General features: G+C 70.9%; 22 protein-coding genes and 2 pseudogenes. 11 read left to right on the top strand and 13 right to left on the bottom strand.

The window, feature by feature from the left end:
• Positions 1–118: 118 nt before the first annotated feature.
• Both treY and glgX read right to left on the bottom strand, forming a co-directional pair.
• Positions 119–2,446, bottom strand: coding sequence for a malto-oligosyltrehalose synthase (gene treY / locus ACWD26_RS26960; RefSeq protein ID WP_451274342.1), 2,328 nt, complete (start codon positions 2,444–2,446; stop codon positions 119–121).
• 69 nt (positions 2,447–2,515) lie between these two features.
• Positions 2,516–4,654 (bottom strand): glycogen debranching protein GlgX, encoded by a 2,139-nt coding sequence (gene glgX / locus ACWD26_RS26955; protein ID WP_451274340.1) that lies wholly within the window; start codon positions 4,652–4,654, stop codon positions 2,516–2,518.
• A gap of 327 nt (positions 4,655–4,981) precedes the next feature.
• Here glgX and ACWD26_RS26950 point away from each other — a divergent pair, with 327 nt between their 5' ends.
• The 3 genes from ACWD26_RS26950 to ACWD26_RS26940 all read left to right on the top strand — a co-directional run bounded on the left by ACWD26_RS26950 (position 4,982) and on the right by ACWD26_RS26940 (position 7,546).
• On the top strand, positions 4,982–6,229 hold the full coding sequence (locus ACWD26_RS26950) for an SAV2148 family HEPN domain-containing protein (protein ID WP_451274338.1): 1,248 nt from the start codon (positions 4,982–4,984) through the stop codon (positions 6,227–6,229).
• A 115-nt stretch (positions 6,230–6,344) separates the two neighbouring features.
• Complete coding sequence (locus tag ACWD26_RS26945) at positions 6,345–7,067, top strand: exonuclease domain-containing protein (RefSeq protein WP_451274336.1); 723 nt, start codon at positions 6,345–6,347, stop codon at positions 7,065–7,067.
• Positions 7,064–7,546, top strand: coding sequence for a GNAT family N-acetyltransferase (locus ACWD26_RS26940; RefSeq protein WP_451274334.1), 483 nt, complete (start codon positions 7,064–7,066; stop codon positions 7,544–7,546). Before ACWD26_RS26945 ends, ACWD26_RS26940 begins: the two co-directional genes overlap by 4 nt.
• Positions 7,547–7,558: 12 nt before the next feature.
• On the opposite strand, the gene ACWD26_RS26935 is transcribed toward ACWD26_RS26940, so the two are convergent.
• Positions 7,559–8,422: a phosphotransferase enzyme family protein gene (locus ACWD26_RS26935; RefSeq protein ID WP_451274332.1), complete on the bottom strand. Its 864-nt coding sequence runs from the start codon at positions 8,420–8,422 to the stop codon at positions 7,559–7,561.
• A 144-nt stretch (positions 8,423–8,566) separates the two neighbouring features.
• Between ACWD26_RS26935 and ACWD26_RS26930 the strand changes: the two genes are divergently transcribed.
• The 3 genes from ACWD26_RS26930 to ACWD26_RS26920 are packed head-to-tail and all read left to right on the top strand — an operon-like array spanning position 8,567 to position 11,627.
• On the top strand, positions 8,567–9,514 hold the full coding sequence (locus ACWD26_RS26930; protein WP_451274330.1) for a carbohydrate ABC transporter permease: 948 nt from the start codon (positions 8,567–8,569) through the stop codon (positions 9,512–9,514).
• A complete protein-coding gene (locus ACWD26_RS26925; protein WP_451274328.1) occupies positions 9,511–10,344 on the top strand; it encodes a carbohydrate ABC transporter permease in 834 nt (277 codons plus the stop codon). Before ACWD26_RS26930 ends, ACWD26_RS26925 begins: the two co-directional genes overlap by 4 nt.
• A complete protein-coding gene (locus ACWD26_RS26920) occupies positions 10,344–11,627 on the top strand; it encodes an ABC transporter substrate-binding protein (protein WP_451274326.1) in 1,284 nt (427 codons plus the stop codon). Before ACWD26_RS26925 ends, ACWD26_RS26920 begins: the two co-directional genes overlap by 1 nt.
• On the opposite strand, the gene ACWD26_RS26915 is transcribed toward ACWD26_RS26920, so the two are convergent.
• Positions 11,618–12,880: a hypothetical protein gene (locus tag ACWD26_RS26915; RefSeq protein ID WP_451274324.1), complete on the bottom strand. Its 1,263-nt coding sequence runs from the start codon at positions 12,878–12,880 to the stop codon at positions 11,618–11,620. The genes ACWD26_RS26920 and ACWD26_RS26915 overlap by 10 nt on opposite strands.
• Positions 12,881–12,941: 61 nt before the next feature.
• On the opposite strand from ACWD26_RS26915, the pseudogene mgt reads away from it, so the two are divergent.
• Both mgt and ACWD26_RS26905 read left to right on the top strand, forming a co-directional pair.
• Positions 12,942–14,181 (top strand): annotated as a pseudogene (gene mgt, locus ACWD26_RS26910) (macrolide-inactivating glycosyltransferase).
• Positions 14,182–14,340: 159 nt separating this feature from the next.
• Complete coding sequence (locus ACWD26_RS26905) at positions 14,341–15,285, top strand: CDP-alcohol phosphatidyltransferase family protein (protein ID WP_451274322.1); 945 nt, start codon at positions 14,341–14,343, stop codon at positions 15,283–15,285.
• Positions 15,286–15,363: 78 nt separating this feature from the next.
• Here ACWD26_RS26905 and ACWD26_RS26900 read toward each other — a convergent pair whose 3' ends face one another.
• Complete coding sequence (locus tag ACWD26_RS26900) at positions 15,364–15,495, bottom strand: hypothetical protein (RefSeq protein ID WP_451274320.1); 132 nt, start codon at positions 15,493–15,495, stop codon at positions 15,364–15,366.
• An 11-nt stretch (positions 15,496–15,506) separates the two neighbouring features.
• Positions 15,507–15,833: pseudogene (locus ACWD26_RS26895) on the bottom strand (hypothetical protein); the annotation flags it as partial.
• A 235-nt stretch (positions 15,834–16,068) separates the two neighbouring features.
• Between ACWD26_RS26895 and ACWD26_RS26890 the strand changes: the two are divergent.
• The 3 genes from ACWD26_RS26890 (at position 16,069) to ACWD26_RS26880 (ending at position 18,354) form a co-directional block, all read left to right on the top strand.
• The gene (locus ACWD26_RS26890) at positions 16,069–16,617 is read left to right on the top strand and encodes a DUF1697 domain-containing protein (protein WP_451274318.1); all 549 of its coding nucleotides are present in this window, start codon (positions 16,069–16,071) and stop codon (positions 16,615–16,617) included.
• A 95-nt stretch (positions 16,618–16,712) separates the two neighbouring features.
• Positions 16,713–17,735, top strand: a complete 1,023-nt coding sequence (locus tag ACWD26_RS26885; RefSeq protein ID WP_451274316.1) for a ketopantoate reductase family protein — start codon at positions 16,713–16,715, stop codon at positions 17,733–17,735.
• Positions 17,736–17,760: 25 nt separating this feature from the next.
• Positions 17,761–18,354, top strand: a complete 594-nt coding sequence (locus ACWD26_RS26880; protein ID WP_451274314.1) for a TIGR03086 family metal-binding protein — start codon at positions 17,761–17,763, stop codon at positions 18,352–18,354.
• Between the two features lie 64 nt (positions 18,355–18,418).
• Here ACWD26_RS26880 and ACWD26_RS26875 read toward each other — a convergent pair whose 3' ends face one another.
• From ACWD26_RS26875 to cysC, 7 genes are all read right to left on the bottom strand, one after another.
• Positions 18,419–19,168, bottom strand: a complete 750-nt coding sequence (locus ACWD26_RS26875) for a sirohydrochlorin chelatase (protein ID WP_451274312.1) — start codon at positions 19,166–19,168, stop codon at positions 18,419–18,421.
• A gap of 87 nt (positions 19,169–19,255) precedes the next feature.
• Entirely contained in the window at positions 19,256–20,158 is a 903-nt protein-coding gene (locus ACWD26_RS26870) for an ABC transporter permease (protein ID WP_451274310.1), read from the bottom strand.
• A complete protein-coding gene (locus ACWD26_RS26865) occupies positions 20,145–20,933 on the bottom strand; it encodes an ABC transporter ATP-binding protein (RefSeq protein WP_451274308.1) in 789 nt (262 codons plus the stop codon). The genes ACWD26_RS26870 and ACWD26_RS26865 overlap by 14 nt, the downstream gene beginning before the upstream one ends.
• A gap of 36 nt (positions 20,934–20,969) precedes the next feature.
• A complete protein-coding gene (locus tag ACWD26_RS26860; RefSeq protein WP_451274306.1) occupies positions 20,970–22,079 on the bottom strand; it encodes an aliphatic sulfonate ABC transporter substrate-binding protein in 1,110 nt (369 codons plus the stop codon).
• A gap of 220 nt (positions 22,080–22,299) precedes the next feature.
• Positions 22,300–23,628 carry a sulfate adenylyltransferase subunit 1 gene (locus ACWD26_RS26855; protein WP_451274304.1) on the bottom strand — a complete coding sequence of 443 codons (1,329 nt, stop codon included), beginning with the start codon at positions 23,626–23,628 and terminating at the stop codon, positions 22,300–22,302.
• A gap of 2 nt (positions 23,629–23,630) precedes the next feature.
• Positions 23,631–24,569, bottom strand: coding sequence for a sulfate adenylyltransferase subunit CysD (gene cysD / locus ACWD26_RS26850; protein WP_451274302.1), 939 nt, complete (start codon positions 24,567–24,569; stop codon positions 23,631–23,633).
• Positions 24,566–25,132 (bottom strand): adenylyl-sulfate kinase, encoded by a 567-nt coding sequence (gene cysC, locus ACWD26_RS26845; protein ID WP_451274502.1) that lies wholly within the window; start codon positions 25,130–25,132, stop codon positions 24,566–24,568. The genes cysD and cysC overlap by 4 nt, the downstream gene beginning before the upstream one ends.
• Between the last annotated feature and the right edge of the window lie 17 nt (positions 25,133–25,149).

Genomic DNA, 25,149 nt, shown 5'->3' with positions numbered 1-25,149 from the left:
AGCCGAATGGGGGACATGCCCAGTGTCCTTCCGTGTAAGGGGCGGCTCCCAGGGGCGCCCGGTCGCATTCGCCGTCACCCGGTACGGGAGCCGCCGCTACCCGGCGGTCGCGTCACCGTCACCCGGTGGCCCGCTCCAGCAGCGCGACCGGCAGCGCCTCGAAGAGGTCCGCCACCCGCACGTCACCCGTGAACTCCCGCCCCTCGCCGAGCACATCGACCCACCGTCCCTCCGGCAGCGTCAGCCGCGTGTCCCCCCAGCCCCCGGCTTCCGCCAGCCGCAGCGACAGCCGTGTGACAGCCGTGACCACCTGACCGGAGCGCGCGAAGGCCACACAGTGCCCGGTCCCCGGCCCGTCGGCCGTGAGCGGTACGTAGGTCGCCGCGTCCCCGAACACCTCCGGCCGTCGCCGGCGCAGCCCCAGCGCGGCCGAGGTCACCCGGAACCTGTCGGACGTCCCCTCCCGCGGCGCGAAGGGCCGCCGGTTGTCCGGGTCCACCAACGCCCGGTACTCGTCCTCCGTCCCCTGGTACACGTCCGGCACCCCCGGCATCGTCAGCTGCACCAGGGCCGCCGCGAGACCGTTCGCCCGCACATGCGGCTCCAGTTCCTCCCGCAGTGCGGCGACACGGGTGTCCACGGCGGGCCCCAGCGCGACGAACTCCGCCACCGCCCGCTCGTACTCCGGGTTCTGCTCGGTCCAGGACGTGTACAGCCCCGCCTCCCGCACATGCTTCAGCAGCGCACCCTGCAGCCGCTCCTCCTCCGCCGGCCCGAGCCCGAACGCCGTCTGCCAGGCCGCCCACGCCAGCTGCGCGTCCGGCACCCCCGCACCGTCCCGCGTCACCTCCGCCAGCACATCGGCCCACCGCTGCGGGCACTCCCCGAGCACCGCGATCGCCGCCCGCACATCCGCGCTGCGCTTGGTGTCGTGCGTCGACAACACGGTCCCCATGACCGGCCAGTCCCGCTGCACCCGCGCGCAGTACGCGTGGAAGTCCTCCGGCGACACGGCCGGACTGCCCGGATCCCCGCCCACCTCGTTGGCGGCCAGCAACGGCACATAGCGGTAGAACGCCGTGTCCTCCACCGACTTCGCCCGCAGCGCCGACGAGGTCTGCGCGAACCGCGCCCGGAACTCCCTCTGCTCCGGCCCGGCACCGGCCCGACCCAGCACCAGATCCCGCACGGCATCCACCGACCGGGCCTCCTCGGGCACCACGAACACGGCACGCGCCTCGGCCGCCGCCTCCTCGGTGACGACGAGGGAGGCGTCCTGGGAGGCATACGGGCGGTACACCTCCATCCGTGCGAGCAGCTCGCACAGCGCGGTGCGCAGCGCCCACGGCGCGTGGTCGCGCAGGGCGGGATCGGGGGAGCGCTCACACAGCCGGTGCGCCGCCCGCGTGAGCCGCTCCACCTCCGCGACCAGCTCGTGCGTGAGCACCCGGTACGCGGCCCGCCGTACGGTCGGGTCCCACTCGCCGCCCCGGTCGGACTGCGCTGCCGTGAACCGCCGGTACTGCCCCAGCAGCTCACCCGCTCCCGCCGGATCGGTGAACAGCCCGTCGACGTGCCGCAGCGCGTCATAGCCGGTGGTCCCCGCGACCGGCCAGGCCGCGGGCAGCGCCTCCCCGTCCGCCAGGATCTTCTCGACGACGGTCCACCGCCCACCGGTGGCCTCGTGCAGCCGCCGCAGATAGGCGTCGGGGTCGGCGAGCCCGTCGGGATGGTCGACGCGCAGCCCGTCGACGACTCCCTCCTCCAGCAGCTGAAGGATCTTGGCGTGCGTGGCGTCGAAGACGTCCGGCTCCTCCACGCGCACCCCGATGAGCTCCGAAATGCTGAAGAACCGCCGGTAGTTCAGCTCCGTACGGGCCAGTCGCCACCACACGGGCCGGTACCACTGCGCGTCCAGCAGCTGCGGCAACGGCAGCTTCTCGGTGCCCTCCCGCAGGGGGAACACATGCTCGTAGTAGCGCAGCTCCCGCCCGTCCACCACGAACTGCTCGATCTCCGCCCCCAGCGGCCCCCCGAGCACCGGCAACAGCACCCGACCGCCCTGGGCCTCCCAGTCGATGTCGAACCACCGCGCGTACGCCGACTCCGGCCCCTCCCGCAGGACGTCCCACAGCGCCCGGTTGTGCCGAGGCGCCATGGCCATGTGATTGGGCACGATGTCCAGGACGAGCCCGAGCCCGTGCTCCCGAGCGGTCCGGGCCAGCGCCCGCAACCCTTCCTCGCCCCCGAGCTCCCCCCGCACCCGCCCGTGATCGACCACGTCGTAGCCGTGCGCGGACCCCGGCACGGCCTCCAGCACGGGGGAGAGATGGAGATGGGAGACGCCCAGGGAGGCGATGTAGGGGACGGCGTCCACGGCGGCGGCGAACGGGAACGAGGGCTGAAGCTGCAGCCGGTAGGTGGCGGTAGGCACGACAGAGGTCATGAAGTCCTACGTACCCGCCACGCGACATTTGGAGCACCGTGACACGCGAGGACGCCTGTATCCGGCGAACTAGGTCGGCCTCCTGAACACCGCCAGACTCCGATCGACCAGAGTCACCCGCTCTCCGGCCGCCACCTTCGGCCCATCCACCGGAATCGCGTCCTCCCGACCCGTATCCACCACCATCTGCCACTGCGGCCCATGATTGACCGGCACCACGAACTCCAGCGCCGCCGCCGACGCGTTGACCATCAACAGGAACGAGTCGTCGCTGATCCGCTCGCCGCGCGAACCCGGCTCGGAGATCGCGTTCCCGTTCAGGAACACGGTCACCGCTCCCGCCCGCGCCGAGTCCCAGTCCCGCTGTGTCATCTCCGGCCCCTCCGGTGTGAACCAGGCGATGTCCGACAGCTCGTCGTGCGTCCCCTCCACCGGCCGCCCGTGGAAGAACCGCCGCCGCCGGAACACGGGATGGTCCTTCCGCAGCCACACCATCGCCCGCGTGAACTCCAGCAGATCCCCGAAGACGTCACCGTCCCCGGAATCCCCGCCGCTCTCCCCGGAGGGCCACGGCACCCAGGACACCTCGTTGTCCTGGCAGTACGCGTTGTTGTTGCCGCCCTGCGTCCGCGCGAACTCGTCCCCGTGGCTGAGCATCGGCACGCCCTGCGACAGCATCAGCGTGGCGATGAAGTTCCGCATCTGCCGGACCCGCAGCGCCCGCACCCCGGGGTCGTCGGTCTCGCCCTCGGCCCCGCAGTTCCAGGAACGGTTGTGGCTCTCCCCGTCCCGGTTGTCCTCGCCGTTCGCGTCGTTGTGCTTGCCGTTGTAGGAGACGAGATCCCGCATCGTGAACCCGTCGTGGCAGGTCACGAAGTTGATGGAGGCCAGCGGGCGCCGCCCGTCGTCCTGGTACAGATCGGACGAGCCGGTCAGCCGGGAGGCGAACTCCGCGAGGGTGCGCGGCTCGCCCCGCCACAGGTCCCGGACCGTGTCCCGGTACTTTCCGTTCCACTCGGTCCACAGCGGCGGGAAGTTCCCCACCTGGTACCCGCCCTCGCCGACGTCCCAGGGCTCGGCGATCAGTTTCACCTGGGAGACCACGGGATCCTGCTGGACGAGGTCGAAGAACGACGACAGCCGGTCCACCTCGTGGAACTGCCGGGCCAGCGTCGCCGCGAGGTCGAAGCGGAACCCGTCCACATGCATCTCGGTGACCCAGTACCGCAACGAGTCCATGATCAGTTGGAGCACGTGCGGGGACCGCATGAGCAGGGAGTTCCCGGTCCCGGTCGTGTCCATGTAGTAGCGGGGATCATCCGTCAGCCGGTAGTACGACGGGTTGTCGAGGCCCTTGAACGACAGCGTCGGACCCAGGTGGTTGCCCTCGGCGGTGTGGTTGTAGACCACGTCGAGGATGACCTCGATCCCGGCCTCGTGCAGCGCCCGCACCGCCGACTTGAACTCCAGCACCTGCTGCCCCCGGTCGCCCCAGGAGGCGTACGCGTTGTGCGGGGCGAAGAAACCGATCGTGTTGTAGCCCCAGTAGTTGCTGAGGCCCATGTCGGCCAGACGATGGTCGTTCACGAACTGGTGTACGGGCATCAGCTCCAGCGCCGTGACACCCAGTTCGGTCAGATGCTCGATGATCGCCGGGTGGGCGAGCGCCGCGTACGTGCCGCGCAGCTCCTCGGGCAGCCCCGGATGCCGCATGGTGAGGCCCTTGACATGGGCCTCGTAGATCACCGTGTGGTGGTACTCGGTGCGGGGCCGCCGGTCGTCGCCCCAGTCGAAGTACGGGTTGACCACCACCGACGTCATCATGTGGGGCGCCGAGTCGAGATCGTTGCGCTTGTCGGGCGCACCGAAGTGATAGCCGTACACCTCCTCGCCCCACTTCACGGAGCCGCTGATCGCACGCGCGTACGGATCGAGGAGCAGCTTCGCCGAGTTGCAGCGCAGCCCGCGCTCGGGCGCGTACGGGCCGTGCACACGGAAGCCGTACCGCTGCCCGGGCATCACGCCGGGCAGATACGCGTGCCGTACGAACGCGTCCGTCTCGCGCAGTTCCACCGCCGTCTCGGAGCCGTCGTCGTCCAGCAGACACAGCTCTACTCGATGCGCGGCCTCCGAGAAGACCGCGAAGTTGGTACCGGCGCCGTCGTAGGTGGCGCCGAGCGGATACGCCTGTCCAGGCCAGACCTGCATGGATACGACTCTTCCAGTTGTCGCGCGCCCCTGGGGGCGACTCCGGGTGGAGTCTCCCCCAAACTGATGGAACCTCCTAGGACATACGTCCCTCCTGCCCACTGCAGGGCACATCCTGACGTGCCGGGGGCCGCCAGTGTCGGTCACCTCGGCCCGACCGCTATGAATCAGCTCACTCCCGACGCGGTCACCGGCCGGAACGGCCAAGTCACCTGCGGAGGTTGAGAAACGACCTGTCCATCGGGCTGCATCGCCGGGCGCTACCGGAGTACCCTTCCTTGATCGTTGAGTAGGGGTGAGCTCGGGGGAGCGGAAGGCGGTGCGTGGGTGGGCTCGGGAGGGCTGGAGTTGCCTCCTGGTGACGCGGACGACGCGGGTCACGAGGGGAACTCCACAGATGTCCCACCCGGCGCGGTGTCCCTGGCACGGCCGATGGAGATGGGGTCCATCGGCCCGGAACTGGACTGGAACGCCGACGCCTGGCTCGAAGTGCGTACGCGCGCCCAGCGGGCCGGCCGTGCCTACATCTGGCTGAACCTCGTCGAACAGCGGCTGCGCGCCGTGGTGGCCGCCGTGCTGCGCCCCATCTACGAGCCCGTCCACGGCGACGACTGGGTGGTCGCCGCCGCCGGACCCGCCGGACAGGAGTGGGTCCAGCGCGCCGTCGCGGTACGCGAGGTCAGCCGCCGCAAGGGCTATCTGCTCGACCCCGCCGACGACAACGTGCTCAGCTTCCTCACCCTGCCCCAGCTGCGTGAGCTGATGGTGCAGCACTGGCCCTGCTTCGAGCCGTACATCGACGAGCGGCGCGACGTGGAACTGGCCCTGGACGAGCTGGAGGTCACCCGGAACGTCGTCTCCCGCAACCGGGCCCTGTCCGAGGCGGTCCTCGCGCAGGCCGAGCGTGCCTCGGCGAAGCTGCTGGAGATCCTGGGCGCGGGCAGTGACGTGCCGTCCGCGCGCCGGCTGCCCGTCGACGCGGTCGAGGACCTGGTCGGCGACCGGTACGCGGACGTGGTCGGCGTCCACCCCGACCGGGTACGGCTGCTGCGGCAGTTCCCCGCCGAGGACCTCTTCGCCGGCGCCCGCCGCCTCGACGCCATCGGCATAGGCCTGAACCTGCTCGTGCAGAACTTCTCGGGGCGGCGGCTGATGCGGCTCGCCGAGTCGGGCTGCCGGGTGCGGCTGCTCTTCCTCAACCCCGCGTCCAGCGCGGTGAAGCGACGCGAGCGCGAACTCGGCATAAAACGCGGCGAGTTGAGCCGGGCCGTGGAGATGAACATCCTCCATATGCGCCGGGTCCGCTCCCGGCTGCGCGACCCCGGCGCCTTCGAGATCCAGGTCTTCGACGAGACCCCCCGGTTCACCGCGTATCTGGTCGACGGCGACGGCTCGGACGGTGTCGCGGTCGTCCAGACCTATCTGCGGCGTGCCCGGGGCATGGAGGCGCCGGTGCTTGTCCTGCGCGGCGGCAACCGCGTCCTCAAGGCCGACGAGAACGGCGAAGTCGGGCTTTTCGATACATACCGCGAGGAGTTCGAAGTGGCGTGGGCGGACTCCCGGCCCGTGTCATGAGGACTGCCCGGCCTCGGTGGCGGGCCGCCAAGCGGAATGCGGTCCTCGGATTGTCAGTGGCCCATGGGAGGGTGGAGACCACTGGGGGAACGCACCACCAAGAAGGGGGGCCAGCATGGGTTGGCACCGGCAGCTGCTGATCGGCTTCGACCTGGAGACCACCGGGACGGACCCGCGCGAGGCGCGCATCGTCACGGGCGCGGTGATCGAGGTCAGGGACGGGGAGCCGGTCGGGCACCGGGAATGGCTCGCCGACCCGGGCATGGAGATCCCGGAGGAGGCGGTGGCGGTGCACGGCATCACCAACGCCCGCGCGACGGCCGAGGGCAGACCGGCCGACCAGGTCGCCGACGCCATCGCCGACGTCCTCGTCTCCTACTGGAAGACGGGCGTCCCGGTCGTGGCGTACAACGCGGCCTTCGACCTCACCCTCCTCTCCGCCGAGCTGCGCCGGCACGGCCTGCCGTCCCTGCGTGACCGGCTCGGCGGCATCGACCCGGCGCCGGTCGTCGACCCGTACACGATCGACCGCTCCGTCGACCGCTACCGCCGGGGCAAGCGCAACCTCGAAGCGGTCTGCGCCGAGTACGGCGTCCCGCTCGACGCCGCGCACGACGCCTCCGCCGACGCCCTCGCCGCCGCCCGCCTCGCCCGCGCGATAGCCCAGCGCCACCCGAAGGTCGCCGCCCTCGGCCCGGCCGAGCTGCACCGCCGCCAGATCGACTGGTATGCCGAGTGGGCCGCCGACTTCCAGTCCTTCCTCCGCCGCAAGGGCAACCCGGAAGCGGTCGTGGACGCGATCTGGCCCCTGCGCGAGTTGGAGGACGAGACGGTATGACGGCCGCCGGAATCTCCCTCCGCGAAGTACGTGACAGTGACCTGCCGTTCTTCTGGCGGCACTTCTCCGATCCCGAGGCACAGCGGATCGCCGCCTTCACCGGGGCGTACCACTACGACCGGGCGCTCTTCGACAGCCACTGGGCGAAGCTCCGCGCCGACTCCGAGGTGCTGAACCGCACGGTGGTCGCCGACGGCGAGGCCGTCGGCTGCATCGCGGTCTTCGGCCCGCCGGACGAACGCGAGGTCACCTACTGGATCGACCGCGCCCACTGGGGCCGGGGCGTCGCCACCGCCGCCCTCACGGCCCTGACCGACCTCGTCCCCACCCGGCCGCTGTACGCCTACGCCGCCGCCGACAACACCGGCTCGATCCGTGTCCTGGAGAAGTGCGGCTTCGTCGTCACCGGCCACGACCGGGGCTTCGCCCTGGCCCGCGACGCCGAGATCGACGAAGTGGCGCTCATACTCGGGCCCTAGACCAGGCCCCTCTCAGAACGGGTACCAGCGGACCGTCTCGTCACCGTCGCGCAGCGAGGCGACGCGGCGTTCGAACTCGGCCAGTGCCTTGGGGTTGCTGGGCGCGTGCTGGGCGACCCAGGCGCAGCTGGCCGTCTCACGGGCACCCCGCAGCACGGAGCAGCCGTCCCACTCCCGCACGTCCCAGCCGTATGTGGCCGTGAAGACGTCGTAGTCCTCCGTGGGCAGCCCGTAGCGGTCGTGGGAGAGGGCCATGACGACGAGGTCGTGTTCACGCAGGTCGCTCGAGAAGGTCTCCAGGTCGACCAGGATCGGGCCGTCGGGGCCGACATACACATTGCGGGGCAGCGCGTCGCCGTGGAGGGCCCCCGGCGGCAGGTGCGGGACGAGGGCGGCCGCGGCCGCCGTGAAACCGTCGCGGCGTTCACGGAGGTAGTCCGCGTCCGCCGGGTCGATCGCGTCACCGGCGAGCCGCAGCCAGCGCTCCACACCGCCCAGCAGCTCACGGCGGGGCAGTGGGAAGGGAGGGGCGGGCAGGGCGTGGACCAGTCGAAGGAGTTCGGCCAAATCACGGGGGCCGGCGGGACGTACGGGGTCGGGCAGGCGGTGCCACACGGTCACCGGGTGCCCCTCGACGAGCAGCGCCTCGGACTCGGCGGCCCGCACGGCGGGAACGCCCGCCTCGGCGAGCCAGGCCGCGACGGCCAGTTCGCGGCGGGCCCGGTCCAGGAGTTCGGCGGCGCGGCCCACCCTGACCACCAGGTCACCGGCGGCGAACACCGCGTTCTCACCGAGGGCGAGCAGCTGCGCCTCGCCGGCCGCACCGGGCAGCACACCGGCGGCGACCAGTACGTCCCGCGCCTGTGCCTCGTCCATCCTTGGCCTCCGTGTCCGTACGGCTGACGCTCCCCCTCGGGACGTCAGGTTCACGCCATTCAGGGGCCAGTCTCGCATTCGCACAGGTCGGGCCCTGTGCGCGGTGCCTTGACGCCCTTTCACGTCCTCAGCACCATGACGGGCATGACCTTGGCGACCGCGACGCCGAAGCGCCCACGACCGGCGAAGCGGCGCACCCCGGCGCGGGACAAGGAGCGGCGCCTCCTCGACCACGGCGCCTGGTTCCTGGTGCTGCCCGCGCTGATCCCCATCCTGGTGCTGAGCGTCGGACCACTCCTGTACGGGATCGCGCTCGCGTTCACCGACGCGCAGTCCGGCCGCACCGAGCCCACCCGGTGGATCGGCACGCTCAACTTCCAGGACCTGCTGCACGACACCCTCTTCTGGGACTCGTTCCGCATCGGCCTGCTGTGGGCCGTCGGGGTGACCGTGCCGCAGTTCCTGCTCGCCCTCGGACTCGCGCTGCTCCTCAACCAGCGGTTACGGCTGCGCTGGCTGGCGCGGGCGCTCGCGATCATCCCGTGGGCGATGCCCGAGGTGGTCGTCGGCATCATGTGGCGGCTGGTCTACAACCCGGACGCAGGCATCCTCAACGAGACCCTCCGCGACCTGGGCCTCGGCGACGGCCGCGACTGGCTGAGCGGACTGGCCACCGCGCTGCCCGCCGTCATAGTGGTCGGCGTCTGGGCGGGCATGCCCCAGACCACCGTCGCCCTGCTCGCCGGCCTGCAGAACACCCCGCGCGAACTGCACGAGGCCGCCGCGATGGACGGCGCGGGCGCCTGGCGCCGCTTCCGCACGGTCACCTGGCCCGCCATCAGGCCCGTCGCCCTCGCGATTTCGGCGCTCAACCTGATCTGGAACTTCAACTCCTTCGCCCTGGTCTACGTCCTGACCAACGGCGGCCCCGGCGGCCGCACCCGCCTGCCGATGCTCTTCGCGTACGAGGAGGCCTTCCGCTACGGGCAGTTCGGGTACGCGGCGGCGATGGGATGTGTGATGGTCGCGGTGATCTCGATCATCCTCGCCTTCCATCTGGTCGGCCGGCTGCGGCGGGGCGGTGAGGCATGAGGACCAGCAGGGCAGCCCGCACCGGCCAGTACGTGGCCCTCCTCGCGTATCTCGTCTTCCTCGCGTTCCCCTTCCTCTGGCTGGTTTCCACCGCCTTCAAACCGGCCCGCGAGCTGGGCAGTCTGCATCCCACCTGGATCCCTCAGAACCCGACCCTCGCCAACTTCCGGCAGGCCTTCGACGAACAGCCCCTGCTTCAGGCCGCGCTGAACTCGCTGGTCGCGGCGCTCGGCGCGGCCGTCGTCGCCGTACTGATCGCGATCCCGATGGCGTACGTCATGGCCCGGCACCGTACGACGCTGTCGCGGCTGGCGACCGGCTGGGTGGTGGTCAGCCAGGCGTTCCCGTTCGTGCTGGTGATCATTCCGCTCTTCCTGGTGCTGAAGAACCTCCGGCTGATCAACTCCGTGCCCGGACTGATCATGGTGTACGTGGTGTGGGCGCTGCCGTTCGCGCTGTGGATGCTCGTCGGCTACGTACGGGCAGTGCCCGCCGAGCTGGAGGAGGCGGCGGCGGTCGACGGGGCCGGGAGGCTGCGGACGCTGGTGTCGGTGACGGCCCCGCTGCTGGCGCCGGGCATCGTGGCGACGGCGCTGTTCGCGTTCATCACCGCGTGGAACGAGTTCTTCTTCGCGCTCGTCCTGCTCAAGACCCCGGAGAAACAGACCCTGCCGGTCGTCCTCACCCACTTCATCGGCGCGGAGGGCGTGGCCGACCTCGGCCCACTGGCCGCCGCGGCCTTCCTCGCGACGCTGCCCTCCCTGGTCGTCTTCGCGGTCATCCAGAAACGGATCACGGGCGGCATGCTCGCCGGGGCGGTGAAGAGCTGATGCGCGCACGATGGCTGACGGCGGTGCTGCTGCTGTGTCTTCTCGCCACCGGCTGCACCGGCGACAAGGGCTCCTCCGACGACGGCCGTATCACCCTCCGCTTCCAGTCCCTGGCCTGGCAGGAGGAGTCGGTCGCGGTCAACAAGGAGCTGGTGGAGGAGTGGAACGCCGCGCATCCCGGCGTCGAGGTCGAGTATGTGCAGGGGACGTGGGAGAGCGTCCACGACCAGCTGCTCACCTCCTTCGAGGGCGGTGAGGCACCGGACATCATCCACGACGCCTCCGACGACCTCGCGGACTTCGCCTACGGCGGCTACCTCGCCGATCTGCGCGAGCTGCTGCCCGAGCGGCTCACCTCGGACATCCCGCGGCACAGTTGGGAGACGACGACCTTCGGGGACGGGATCTACGGGGTGCCGTTCCTCCAGGAACCCAGGGTCCTGATCGCCAACGCGACATGGCTCCGGGAGTCGGGTGTGCGCGTTCCGACCCCCGAGGACCCGTGGAGCTGGGAGGAGTTCCGGGCGATCGCCGGGGAACTGACCGGCAACGGCAGGTACGGCGTCGCCTGGCCGCTGAAGGACCCGGTGTCGGCGACGCTCAACCTCTCCCTGTCGGCCGGCGGACAGCTGTTTCACCGGGACGAGGACGGCAAGGTCGAGGTCCGCTTCGAGGCGGCCGACGCGGTCGTGCCGAAGACCGTGCACGACGAGGTGAACACCGACGAGAGCGCGTCGAGCACCACCCTCGGCATGGGCGGCTCCGACACGCTGCCCGGCTTCTTCGGCGGCAAGTACGCCATGGTCCCGCTCGGCTTCTCCTACCGTCAGCAGATCGTCCAGCAGGCCCCCGAGGGCTTCGACTGGCAGGTGCTGCCCGCCCCGGCCGGCGCCGACGGTCTCACCCAGGGCGTCAGCCCGCAGACCCTCTCCGTCGCCGAGGACAGCCCGCACAAGAAGGAGGCCGCCGAGTTCATCGACTTCCTCCTCCGCCCCGACAACATGGTCCGCCTCGCCCTCGGTGACTGGATGCTCCCCACCGGCAGCGAGGCGCTCAAGGACCCGGCCCTGCGCACGACCGAGCACGACTGGGCCACCGGCACCGCCCTCGCCGCGCACCTGCGCTCCGCCCCCGCTCAGTCCGTGCGCGGCTACCCGGAGTGGAAGGACAAGGTCGCCACCCCCGCCTTCCAGGAGTACTACAGCGGCGCCATCGACCTCGACGAACTGCGCGAACGCCTGGAGGAGGACGGCAACCTGGTGCTGGCCCGCTATCAGCGCTGAGCGGCGCGCATGGCCAGGGCCTCCTGGAAGTCGGGGTGCGCCTCGGCGAACCGCTGACCCGCCGTCAGAGCGCTCGCCCGGTCGAACAGCGCTCGGGCGAGCGGTGCGGTGCCGGCCGCCGCGTCCTCGGCGTACAGCCTGCGGGCCAGCGCCACACCCTCGTCGAACAGCGGCAGCACGGGCTCCAGGAAGAGATAGCCGCGCCGGTGCACAGCGTGCAGTGCGGACCGGACGGTCAGCCGACGGTGCGCCCGGACGCGCTCGGTGAGATCCGTGTCCGGACCCGGCGCGTCCACGGCGGCGCGCAGCGCGGGCAGTCCGGCGAAGTAGCGCTCCCGGACATCGGGCGTCGTCTCCCCGATCTCCGCGCCGAAGGCCGGGGCGGAACGGCCGGGCGCCGGCAGTTCCGGGGCACGGCCGGAGAGCCCGAACAGGACCGCCCAGTACGAGTACAGATACGCACCCGGGCTACGGTCACCGCTCGCGGCGAACTCGGCCAGCAGCTCCCCGACCTCGTCGTACGCGGCGGAGGCGGCCTCGAACTCCCCGTACCCGTCCAGTAGTTCCGCGAGCCGGAGCAGGGCGAAGAGCAACAGGGACCGGGTTGTCCCCCGGGCGGAGAGTTCGCTCCGCTCCCTCTCGACCAGCTCCCGCGCGGCGGCCTCGGCCGCATCCCGCAGCCCGGCCGCCTCCGCCTCGGCCATCCATTCGAGCACGGCCCAGGCGGTGCCTCCGCCCCGCGGCCCGTACGGCCGCTCATGCCGGACGATCTCCTCGTGCAGCGCGGCGGCCTCACGGTGCCGGCCCTCCTCGGCCAGGGCCCGCGCCCACAGCTCCAGCGCGGACCACGCCGGACCGCCCGGACCGTCCTCCAGGTTGCCACGGCCGATCTCCGCCATCTCCTCGCGCAGCGCCAGTCCCTCGGCACGCCGGCCGATGACGAACAGGTGGCGCTGGAGGCTGTCCAGTGCGCTGAGCAGCACCTCCGTGCGCATCGGATCGGACGCGTCCAGCGCGTACGCGGCCTGAGCCGCCTCCTCGAACAAGGCCAGCCGGGCCTGCGGCAGTTCGTCGAAGACGTCGCCGTGGCCGAGATTCAGCAGGGCCCGCGACAGCCGGGGCAGATAGGTCGCCGGGCTCACCCGGGCCAGCACCCGGCACGCCTCGACCTCCTCCCGCGGTGTCGGTCTGCCGGAGCCCAGCAGCACGTTCCTGGCCCGCAGCACCGCGTCCTGATCCACGTCCCCGCTCATCGTCCCCCCGTGCTTCACCTTCATGCGACCGCGCCCGAACGGTTATACGGCATCCGGTGTCATGGGTGCGGCAAGCGAGTTGCACGAGACGTCTCGTCTCGCGTAAGGTCGCCGCCATGACCTCCCACATCGCCATGTTCTCCATCGCCGCCCACGGCCACGTGAACCCGAGCCTCGAAGTGATCCGGGAACTGGTCGCCCGCGGGCATCGCGTCACGTACGCGATTCCGCCGGCCTTCGCCGAGAAGGTGGCCGAGACCGGTGCCGAGCCGAAGCTCTGGCGCTCGACGCTGCCCGGCCCCGACGCCGACCCCGAGGCCTGGGGGAGCACGCTCCTCGACAACGTGGAGCCCTTCCTGGCCGACGCGATCCAGGCCCTTCCCCAGCTCATCGAGGCGTACGAGGGCGACGAGCCGGACCTCGTGCTGCACGACATCACCGCGTACCCGGCGGCCGTCCTCGCCCACCGCTGGGGCGTCAAGGCCATCTCGCTCTCCCCGAACCTGGTCGCCTGGGACGGCTACGAGGAAGAGGTCGCCGAACCCATGTGGGCCGAGCCGAAGCAGACGGAACGCGGCAAGGCGTACTACGCCCGCTTCCAGGCCTGGCTGGCGGAGAACGGCATCACCGAGCACCCCGACCCGTTCGTCGGCCGTCCCGCCCGTTCCCTCGTCCTCATCCCGAAGGCGCTCCAGCCGAACGCCGACCGGGTCGACGAGAGCCGCTACACCTTCGTCGGCGCCTGTCAGGGCGACCGCTCGGCGCAGGGCGACTGGCGGCGGCCGGCGGACGCGGACAAGGTCCTCCTCGTCTCGCTCGGGTCGTCCTTCACCAAGCAGCCCGACTTCTACCGCGCGTGTGTGAAGGCCTTCGGCGATCTGCCCGGCTGGCACATGGTGCTCCAGGTCGGCAGGCACGTCGATCCGGCGGAGCTGGGCGAGATCCCGGCCAACGTGGAGGTGCGGGACTGGGTGCCACAGCTCGCCGTCCTCAAGCAGGCCGACGCGTTCATCACCCACGCGGGGGCCGGCGGCAGCCAGGAAGGGCTCGCCACCGCCACGCCCATGGTCGCCGTGCCGCAGGCCGTCGACCAGTTCGGCAACGCCGACATGCTTGAGGCGCTCGGTGTCGCCCGTCATCTGCCCATGGAGGAGGCGACGGCCGAGACCCTGCGCGAGGCGGTCCTCGCCCTCGTCGGCGACCCCGACGTGGCACGCCGACTCCAGGAGATCCAGCGGGAGATGGCGGGGGAGGGCGGCACCCGGCAGGCCGCCGACCTCATCGAGGCGGAGCTGACATGACGTTCGGACAACGCTCGGGTCGCGGGGAAAAGCCATCGACTCTATGACCTGGTTCGACCGTTACCCCCTGCGAAAGGTTGCGTTCGACACTTCTTGTACCTCAGGTGAACGGCTTCCAAGCTGAGCGTGAACTCCCTTCGAACGCCAGGAAGCCGCCCCATGCGCCAAGACATACCCGACCTCGCGGAAGTGCGCCGCGTCACGCAGAAGAAGCGGGACGCCTGGTGGACCGTGCTGCTCGTCGACCCGGTCGCCACACCACTGGTGCGGCTCACCGCGAAGTACACGAGGATCACACCCAACCAGCTGACCTGGGGCGCCTTCCTGCTGGGCCTCGTCTCGGCCGCCTTCTTCGCGCTGGGCGACTGGCGCTGGCTGATCGCCGGCGCCGTCGTCTACCACCTGAGCTTCATCCTCGACTGCATGGACGGCAAGGTCGCCCGGCTCACCGGTCAGGGCTCCGTGTTCGGCGCCTGGCTGGACTTCGTCTTCGACCGCGTCCGGGTGGCGGCCTGTTCGGTGGCGCTGATGGCCGGGCAGTACCACCGCACGGGCGAGACCTTCTACATCTGGCTCGCCGCCGCCGTCATCGGCTGCGACGCGCTGCGCTACATCAACTCCCTGGAGACCTTCAAGGTCCGGCACACCATGCGCAAACAGATCAAGGCCCGGCTCCGCGAGGCCCGCCGCGCCGAGAACGAGCGGGAACTCGCCTTCATGGAGGACCTGCTGCGCGACAACCCCGAGGCCGACATCGAGCAGGACCTGCGCACGGCCGCCGCCGAGGTCACCCAGGCCGCGCCGCAGGCCCAGGTCGTCGACCTGCACCAGGAGTTCCGCCGCCGCTTCCCCGCCTATCTGCGCGTACGGTCGTTCCTGCTGCGCCACCGCGTCCGGCCCCATCTGATCAGCGGCATCGAGTTCCAGATGGGCGTCTTCATGATCGGCCCGTTCCTCGACTCGGTGATGGCGGCGACCCTCCTCTCCGGCGCCCTGCTGCTCGTCTTCGAACTGGCCATCGTCTACAAGCTGCTGCTGTCGACCCGCGACTTCACCCGCACCCTCGACTCCTTCGACCGGGGCCACGTGGCCGAGGCGGCCTGAGCCGACGGGCGCGGACACGGAGCGAACGGGGCCGGGGTGGAGTCACCACCACGGCCCACACCGCAACCCAGGGCCCGGTCAGACCCGTATCCGCTCCTCCTCCCCGGCCGGCAGCGGTGCCGGCTCCGGCGACTCGTCGTGGGTGAGGTCCGGAAGGCGGTTCAGCCACCTCGGCAGGTACCAGTTGCGCTCGCCGAGCAGGGCCATCACCGCCGGGAGGAGGTGCCCTCGACGGCCTTCATGACATCGGCGACGGCGGCACGGAACCCGGCATCCGTCACCGTGATCCCCTCGCCCTTCGCCTGGATCAGCACGGTCTCCCCGGCCGGCTCCTCGATCCCCGCGTCCTCGACGATCCGGGCGGCCGTACTGGTCTCGCCCTTGAGCCCGTCGCTTCCCTCGACGTCGACCTGGCCCACCGCCGAGCCGATCCCCATCGTCAGCACCACGAACAGCACCCAGATGCCGACGGCCGCCCATCGGTGCCGGGCGCTCCAGCCGCCGGCGCGGGCGGAGATTCCCCGCACCCGTACGTCTCCGTTCCCCATGACGGGCAGCCCCCTCGTGAGCGATGGCGACCCCCTGCCGCCACCTTTCGTTTCGAAGGTATGAGCCGGATAAACCCACCTCGTCGTGCTGCCCGGTGAACCTTCGCGCCCACGAGTCCTCCGCTCGGACCTCGCCGTCTCACCACCACGGAGGACAGCGGCCCCCTACACCTGTCCCGGCTTCTAGGGGCCGCACCTCAGGCTGAGCGCGCCCGGCCGTGCTTATCGTGACCCCATGACGACGTACGCGGCACTCCTGCGCGGGATCAACGTGGGCGGCAGCAGGAAGGTCCCGATGGCCGACCTCCGCACCCTCCTGACCGGCCTGGGCCACACCGGTGTGGCCACCTACCTCCAGAGCGGCAACGCGGTCTTCACCGGCGACCACGGGGACGAGGACTCCCTCGCCGCCGAGATCACCGCCGCCATCGAGAACCACTTCGGGTTCTCCGTCGACGTCCTGGTACGCGACCACGCGTACCTGGAGGCCGTTCGCGAGGCCTGCCCGTTCCCGGCAGGGGAGTTGGAGGGGAAACAGCTCCACGTCACGTACCTCTCGGAGAGCGTGGACGCGACCCGCTTCGAGTCGATCGACCAACAGGCCTTCCTGCCGGAGGAGTTCAGGATCGGAGACCGGGCGCTCTACCTGTACGCCCCCGAGGGCCTGGGCCGCTCCAAACTGGCGGAGGCGTTGTCGAGGCCACGCCTGCTGAAGGGCCTGGTGGCGACGACCCGGAACTGGAACACGGTGGTGAAAGTGGCGGAACTGACCCGGGCCCCGTAAGAGGCGCGGGGAACCGCGCGGTTCACCACGACGAACCGGCGGCCACCACACCTCCGTTGCCCCCGAGCTCGTGGGCGCACGTTTAAATGACCCCCATGCGATACATCGTCATCGGCGCGGGCGCCGTGGGCGGCGCCATCGGCGGACGCCTGGCCCAGGCCGGCCACGAGGTGGTCCTGGTGGCCCGCGGCGCCCACTACACGGCCCTGCGCGACCACGGCCTCCGCCTCATCACCCCGGACGGCCCCCGCACCCATCACCTCCCCACGATCGACGGCCCCGCCGCCCTCGGCGACCTCCGCCCCGACGACGTGCTCCTCCTCGCCGTGAAGACCCAGGACACCGAGGCGGCCCTCACCACCTGGGGCCCCACCCCGGTGACCGGCGGCGGCACCGCGGCGGAACGCCTCCCCGTGATCTGCGCCCAGAACGGCGTCGAGAGCCAGCGCCTCGCCCTCCGCCGCTTCCACCGGGTGTACGGCGTCTGCGTCTGGCTGCCCTCCACCTTCATCGAGCCCGGCGTCGTGTCGGCCGCCGGCACCCCGCTCACTGGCATGCTGCACCTCGGCCGCTACCCCCACGGCACCGACGAGACGGCCCACCGCATCGCCGCCGACCTGGAGGACTCCCGGTTCGAGGCCCCGGTCGTACCGGACGTACAGCGCTGGCAGTACGCCAAACTGCTGGCCAACCTGGGCAACGCCCTGGAGGCGGTGAGCGGCCCGGTCACCGACGACGCGGCCAAGGCGCTGTACGCCAGGGTGCGGGAGGAGGGCGAGCGGGTCCTCGACGCCGCCGGGATCGCGTACGCGAGCGCCGAGGAGCAGAGGAGGACCCGGGGCGACAAGATCACCCTGGTCCCCCTGGAGGGCGCACCGCGCGGCGGCGGCTCGTCGTGGCAGTCCCTCACCCGGGGCACCGGCACCATCGAGGCCGACCACCTCAACGGCGAGATCGCCCTGCTCGGGCGCCTGCACGGGGTGCCGACCCCGCTCAACGACCTGTTGCAGCGGCTCGCGAACACGTTCGCCCGCGAGCGCAGGGAGGCCGGTTCGCTGCCGGTGGCGAAGCTGCTGCGGCTGGCGGACGACGCTGTCGCGTTTGTTCAAGAGGACTGAGCGCGCCGTCCCTAGCGTGAGGGGCATGAACAACCACGACACGCACCCGCACCACTCCTACATGGCCGAATGCGCCGCCGAGGCGTCCCGTGTCGCACGGGGCGTCACGGCGGAACAGCTCACCCTGTCCACCCACTGCCCCGACTGGGACGTCCGTGCCCTGGTCAACCACTGGGTCCTCTACACCTCGCACGGCCTCGAACACCGGGCCCTGCGCAAGCCCCTCCCCGAGGAGCTGACGAAGCGCGACTTCACCGCCGACCCGGACTGGGCCGACGCGTACACCGCCCAACTCGACCGCGCGGTCACCGCCTGGGCCGATCCGGCGCTCTGGGACGGCGAGATCGACCTCGGCATGGGGCCGCTCCCGGCCGCCGACCTCGCCGGCATGATCATCAAAGAGATGGCCGTCCACGGCTGGGACGTCGCCACCGCCACCGGCCGGCCCTTCCACATCTCGGAGCCGGCTGCCCAGTTCGTCCTCACCGTCGTGGAGACCCACGGCGACCTCTACCGCCAGTACGACGGTTTCGCGGCCCCGGTGCCGATAGCGGCCGACGCGCCGGTCTTCGACAGGGCCCTGGCGTCGAGTGGCCGGGACCCGAAGCCGGGTGCCTGACAACGGGCCCTTCGCGCCGGCCGAGGAACACCGGCCCTTCGCGCCGGCCGAGGAACACCGGCGCTCAGGCGCTCACGCCCACCCTCGTCCGAGGCAGCGCCTTCGTGGACGCCTCGTCGTACCTGCGCAGCAGCAGCCGTGCCACTTCCGGCGTCGCCCCCAGCACCTCGCCCAGGACATCCGCCCCCGCCGCGCCCCGCGCGATGCGGTCCGGGAGGAAACCGGGCGCGAGGACGTACGGCGCGACGGCGACACGGGCGCAGCCGAGGGCGCGCAGTTCCCGTACGGCGTCCTCCGTGCGGGGAAGGGACGCGGAGGCGAACGCGGGTCGCACGGCGCACCAACCGGTGTGCCACCACTCCCGCGCGATGTCGGCGATCACCGCGATCGCCTCCGGGTCTGTGGACCCCGCCGAGGCCAGCACGACCCCGGTCGAGGACTTGTCGGCGGGGCTCAGCCCCGCCTCGTACAGCCGGCGTTCCAGGGCCGACAGCAGCAGGGGCGAGGGCCCCAGGACCTCCGCCTGGCGGATGCGCAACGACGGCGGGGCCTCCCGCAGCACCGCCGGGATGTCCGCCTTGGCGTGGAACGCGCGGGTCAGGAGCAGCGGGAGGGCCACGACATCCCGTACGCCTTCCGCCGCCAGCGACTCCAGTACCCCTTGCACGGACGGGATGTTGAAGTCCAGGAAGCCGGTCTCCACGCGCAGCCCGGGGCGCATCGCCCGTACCCGCCGTACGAGGGCGTGCACGGTCGCGGCGTGCCGCGGGTCGCGGCTGCCGTGGGCGATGACGAGGAGTACGGGGCTGCGCATGGGGCTCGGTTCTCTCGGCTCTCTCTCAGCGGCTCGGGGGACGATTCGGCGGCTAGGCGGACGAGTCGGCGGCTCGGGACGGGCGGGTCAGCGGCTCACCAGCAGACCTCGGTTGCGCAGCACCCACCGCTCCAGCGGGCTGAAGATCAGCAGGTCGATGGCGATGCCGACGATCAGGATGAGGAAGATGGCCAGGAAGACCTGGGACATGCTGCTGTTGGTGCGGCCCGCCTCCAGCAGCTGGCCGAGGCCCATGCCCATGTCCGGCGCCTTCGCGATGATCTCGGCGGCCATCAGCGAACGCCACGAGAACGCCCAGCCCTGCTTCAGACCGGCCACGTAGCCGGGCAGCGCCGCCGGCATCACGATGTGCCAGGTGCCCTTCAGGCCCGTCGCGCCCAGGGTGCGGCCGGCCCGCAGGAACAGCGGCGGCACCTGGTCGATCCCGGACACCAGACCGTTGGCTATGGACGGGACCGCGCCGAGCAGGATCACCGTGTACATCACCGACGGCTCCAGGCCCAGCCAGACCACCGCCGGCGGCACCCATGCCACCGACGGCAGGGACTGCAGACCGGAGAGGATCGGGCCGAGCGCCGCGCGGACGATCCGCACCCGGGCCACCAGCAGCCCGAGCGGGGTGCCGATCAGCAGCGCCAGCAGGAAGCCCAGCAGACCGCGCGAGACGCTGGTCCAGATGTATTCGAGGAGGGTGCCCTGCAGCCAGGCGTCGCGTACCTCGTCCCACACCTCGGACGGCGCGGGCAGCTTGTAGGGGGGCGCGACCTCGGCCCAGACGAGGAGCTGCCACACCGCGAGGGTCAGCGCGACGGCGATGACCGGCGGCAGCACCTTCTGCACGAGGACCTGACGCAGCGGCGGCCGACCGGTCTGCACCGCGTCCAGCGCGTCGAGGCCCGCCTCCAGGCCGGCGAGGTCGTCCCCGTCCTTGCCGGGGGCGGCGTCGCTCTTGGTCTCAGTGCTGGCCATGGCGGCGGATCTCCTTGCGCAGTTCTTCGGTGATCTCGACGGACAGCTCCGCCACGGCGGTGTCCTCGATACGGCGCGGCTGCGGGATGCCCACCGTCCACTCGCGGGCCACCCGGCCGGGACGCGAGGACAGCAGCACGACGCGCTCGGCGAGCCGTACCGCCTCGCGCACGTTGTGCGTCACGAACAGCACCGAAAGCTTCGTCTCGTTCCAGATGCGGGTCAGCTCGTCGTGCAGGACGTCACGGGTGATGGCGTCGAGCGCGGCGAACGGCTCGTCCATCAGCAGCAGCTTGCTCTCCTGGGCCAGCGCGCGGGCCAGGGCGACCCGCTGGCGCATACCTCCGGACAGCTCGTGCACCCGCTTGCCGTAGGCGCCCTGGAGCCGGACCAGGCCCAGCAGCTCCTCGGTCCGCTCGCGTCGCTCGTTCTTCGGAACCCCCCTGAGCTTCAGGGCGAGTTCGATGTTCTTGCCCGCGGTCAGCCACGGGAACAGGGCGTGCTCCTGGAACATCAGGGCCGGACGCCCGTCGGTCGAGATGCTGCCCGCGCTCGGCTCGTCGAGCCCCGCGACCAGGTTGAGCAGCGTGGACTTGCCGCAGCCCGAGGCCCCCAGGAGGGTGACGAACTCGCCCGGCGCGACATCGAGGGTGATGTCGTCGAGGACGAGCTGCTGCCCGGCGGGTCCGGCGAAGGACTTCGACACGTGCTCGATACGGGCGGCGTGCTCGACCGCCTGGACGCCGTCGGCGGCCTTGGCGAGTGCGGTGGCCATGGTCGTCACCTCCTGGGAACTCATCGGACTGTGCGGTTACTTGACGCCGAGCCCGGCGTCGTCGACCTCGGGCTCACCCGCGGCCTTGAGGACCTTGTTCAGCAGCGTCAGGTCGTAGATGCCGTCCAGCTTCGGCTGCTCCAGCAGACCCGCCTTGACCGCGTGCTCCGCCTCGGTGTTGAGGGTGGAGGCCAGCGGGTCGTCGGTGAACTGGATGGACTCCCACGCCGGGTCGAGCACGTCCGCGGGCAGCTCCTTGCCGGAGTCGGCCTTCAGCTGGGCGTTCGCCGCGGCCTTGGCGTCGTCCGGGTTGGACTTGATGTACGCGGTGGTCTTCACCGAGGCGCGCAGCACGGCCTCGACGACGTCCGGGTGCTTCTTCAGGAACTCCTGCCGCACGATGATGTTCGTGATCACGAACTTCTTGTCCGGCCACAGGTCCGCCTCGTCCAGCAGCACCTTCGCGCCCTCCGCGACCAGCTTCGACGCGGTCGGCTCCGGCACCCAGGCCCCGTCGATGGCACCGGACTTGTAGGCGTCCGGGGCGACGGAGTTCTCCGTGCGGACCACGGACACATCACCCTTGCCGCTCTGCGCGTCGACCTTCCAGCCCTGCTCCGCGATCCAGTTGAGGAACGCCACGTCCTGGGTGTTGCCGAGCTGCGGGGTGGCGATCTTCTTGCCCTTGACGTCCTTCAGGGACTTGATCTCGTCCGGGTTGACGACGAGCTTCACACCCCCGGACGCCGAACCGCCGATGATGCGCAGGTTGCTGCCGTCCGCCTGGGTGTAGCCGTTGATCGCCGGGGAGGGACCGATCCAGCCGATGTCGATGGAGCCGCCGTTGAGGGCCTCGATCTCGGAGGGGCCGGCGTTGAAGGTCGTGTACTTCGCCTCCGTGCCGCCGAGCTCCTTCTGGAAGAAGCCCTTCTGGATGCCGACGAGGGCGGTGGCGTGCGTGAGGTTGCCGAAGTAGCCGATGTTGACGGATTCGAGACCGCCGACCTTCTCGGCCCCGGCGGCGACCTGTGAGGCGTCGTCCTTGGGGGCCTGGGAACCGTAACCGCAGGCGGCGAGAGCGAGGAGGGGAAGCGTGGTGACGGCCGCGAAGGTGCGTCTGAAGGCGGCGGATCGTGGTGCAGGCACGGGAGGTGTTCCTCTCGACAGGCCCGGCGGTCACGGTCTCTCAGGTCGTGGCCAGGAGGTCGGGTTTTCGTCTACGGCGGTGGGGGGTGAGGGCGCGCAAGCGGTGCGCGTACGTCATCGCACACATCGCGCGACTCCGCCCTGTCCGCTGCCGAGGGCGCCGCTGCCGACCCGGCCGCCTTCCTTCGCGAACGTCGCGTAGTAGTCCACGGGGTTCATGTCAGAAGTCCCACCCGTCGTCCTCGGACTCGTCCTTGACGGGCTCCGGGGAGGCGAACGACTCGCCGACCATGCCGGCGGTCAGCGTCGTACCGTCGGACGGGTCGATCAGGATGAAGGAACCGGTGCGGCGGGAGTCGGCGTACGAGTCCACCGGCAGCGCCTCCGCCGTACGGACCTTCACGCGGCCGATGTCGTTGGCGACGAGCTGCCCCGGGTGCGGGTGCAGGGACAGGTCGTCGAGCGTCAGCCGGGACGGGATGTCCTTGACGATCGCCTTGACCGTGCGGGTGCCGTGCTTGAGCAGCACGCGGTGGCCCACGGTCAGCGGCTGGTCGGCGACATGGCAGACCGTCGCCTCGATGTCCTGCGTGGTCGCGGGCGCGTCCTTGGTGGGCACCAGCAGATCGCCGCGCGAGATGTCGATGTCGTCCGCCAGCAGGAGGGTCACCGACTGCGGGGTGTGGGCCGCCTCGACCGGCTTGCCGAGCAGGTCGATGCCGGTGACCTTGGTCGTACGGCCGGAGGGCAGCACCGTCACCGAGTCGCCGACGCGGAACGTACCGGCCGCGATCTGGCCCGCGTACCCCCGGTAGTCCGGGTGTTCGGCGGTCTGCGGACGGATCACGTACTGCACGGGCAGACGCGCGTGGCAGTGCGCCAGGTCGTGGCTGACCGGCACGGACTCCAGGTGCTCCAGGAAGGTCGGGCCGCCGTACCAGTCCATGTTGGCCGACGGCTCCACCACGTTGTCACCGGCGAGCGCCGAGATGGGGATGGAGGTGATCTCCGGGACGCCCAGCTCGGAGGCGTACGCCGTGAACTCCTCGGCGATCCGCGCGAAGACCTGCTCCTCGTAGCCGACGAGGTCCATCTTGTTGACCGCGAGGACCACGTGCGGGACGCGCAGCAGCGCGGCGATCGCGGCGTGGCGGCGGGTCTGCTCGACGACGCCGTTGCGGGCGTCGACCAGGATCACCGTCAGCTCGGCCGTGGAGGCACCCGTCACCATGTTGCGGGTGTACTGCACATGGCCGGGGGTGTCGGCGAGGATGAACCGCCGCTTGGCCGTGGCGAAGTAGCGGTACGCCACGTCGATGGTGATGCCCTGCTCCCGCTCGGCCCGCAGACCGTCGGTGAGCAGCGCGAGGTCCGGGCCCTCCTGGCCACGGCTCGCCGAGGCGCGCTCCACGGCCTCCAGCTGGTCGGTGAGGACCGACTTGGAGTCGTGCAGCAGCCGCCCGACGAGGGTGGACTTGCCGTCGTCGACCGAACCGGCGGTCGCGAAACGCAGCAGGGTCGTCTCGGTGAGTTCCGTGGTCGTGCTCATGCCTAGAAGTACCCCTCGCGCTTACGGTCTTCCATCGCGGCCTCGGACATCTTGTCGTCGGCGCGGGTCGCGCCCCGCTCGGTGAGCCGGGAGGCGGCGATCTCGGTGATCACGGCGTCCAGCGTGGTCGCGTCGGAGTCGACGGCGCCCGTGCAGGACATGTCACCCACGGTCCGGTAGCGGACGAGGCGCTTCTCGACGCTCTCACCGTCCTTGGGGCCGCCCCACTCGCCGGCGGTCAGCCACATACCGGCGCGCTGGAACACCTCACGCTCGTGCGCGAAGTAGATCTCCGGCAGCTCGATGCCCTCACGGGCGATGTACTGCCAGACGTCCAGCTCGGTCCAGTTGGACAGCGGGAACACGCGGACGTGCTCGCCGGGCGCGTGGCGGCCGTTGTACAGGTTCCACAGCTCGGGGCGCTGGCGGCGCGGGTCCCACTGGGAGAACTCGTCCCGCAGCGAGAACACCCGCTCCTTGGCGCGGGCCTTCTCCTCGTCCCGGCGGCCACCGCCGAAGACGGCGTCGAACCTCTCCGCCTGGATCTTCTCGGTGAGCGGCACGGTCTGCAGGGGGTTACGGGTGCCGTCCGGACGCTCCTTCAGCACTCCCCGGTCGATGTAGTCCTGCACCGAGGCGACGTGCAGCCGCAGGCCGTGCTTCGCCACCGTGCGGTCGCGGTACTCCAGGACCTCGGGGAAGTTGTGCCCGGTGTCCACGTGCAGCAGCGTGAAGGGGATCGCCGCCGGGGCGAAGGACTTCAGCGCCAGGTGCAGCATGACGATGGAGTCCTTGCCGCCGGAGAACAGGATCACCGGCCGCTCGAACTCCCCCGCCACCTCGCGGAAGATGTGGACGGCCTCGGACTCCAGCGCGTCCAGGTGGGACAGGGTGTACGGGGTGCCCGTCTCCTCGGAGACGGAGGCGACGGTCGTCGTCACGCCAGACCCCTCTCGGTGAGCAGCTTGTGGACCAGGGCAGCGGACTCCTGGACCGTCTGGTCCTGCGACTCGATCCGCAGATCCGGGGTCTCGGGAGCCTCGTACGGGTCGTCGACCCCGGTCAGCCCGGAGATCTCACCGGCCGCCTGCTTGGCGTACAACCCCTTCACGTCGCGCTCGCTGCACACCTCCACCGGCGTCGCCACATGCACCTCGACGTACGCGGCACCGCTCGCCGCGTGCCGCTTGCGGACCGCCTCACGGCTGTCGGCGTACGGAGCGATGACCGGTACGAGCGCCTTGACGCCGTTACGGGCGAGCAGGTCGGCGAGGAAGCCGATGCGCTGCACGTTGGTGTGCCGGTCGGCGCGGCTGAAGCCGAGGTCCGCGGTGAGGAACTCGCGGATCTCGTCGCCGTCGAGCACCTCCACGAGGTGGCCGTCCTCGCGCAGCCGGCCCGCGAGCTCGTAGGCGATGGTGGTCTTGCCGGCGCTCGGCAGACCAGTGAGCCAGACGGTGGCTCCGGTGGCTCCGGTCGTCACTTGGTTCTCCAGGTTCGTCACGGGAACGCGGGCCGTCG

The sequence above is a fragment of the Streptomyces sp. NPDC002787 genome (assembly GCF_053592095.1).
Note: the sequence above shows the minus strand (reverse complement) of the source record. Positions and strands in the feature narration are given on the sequence as shown.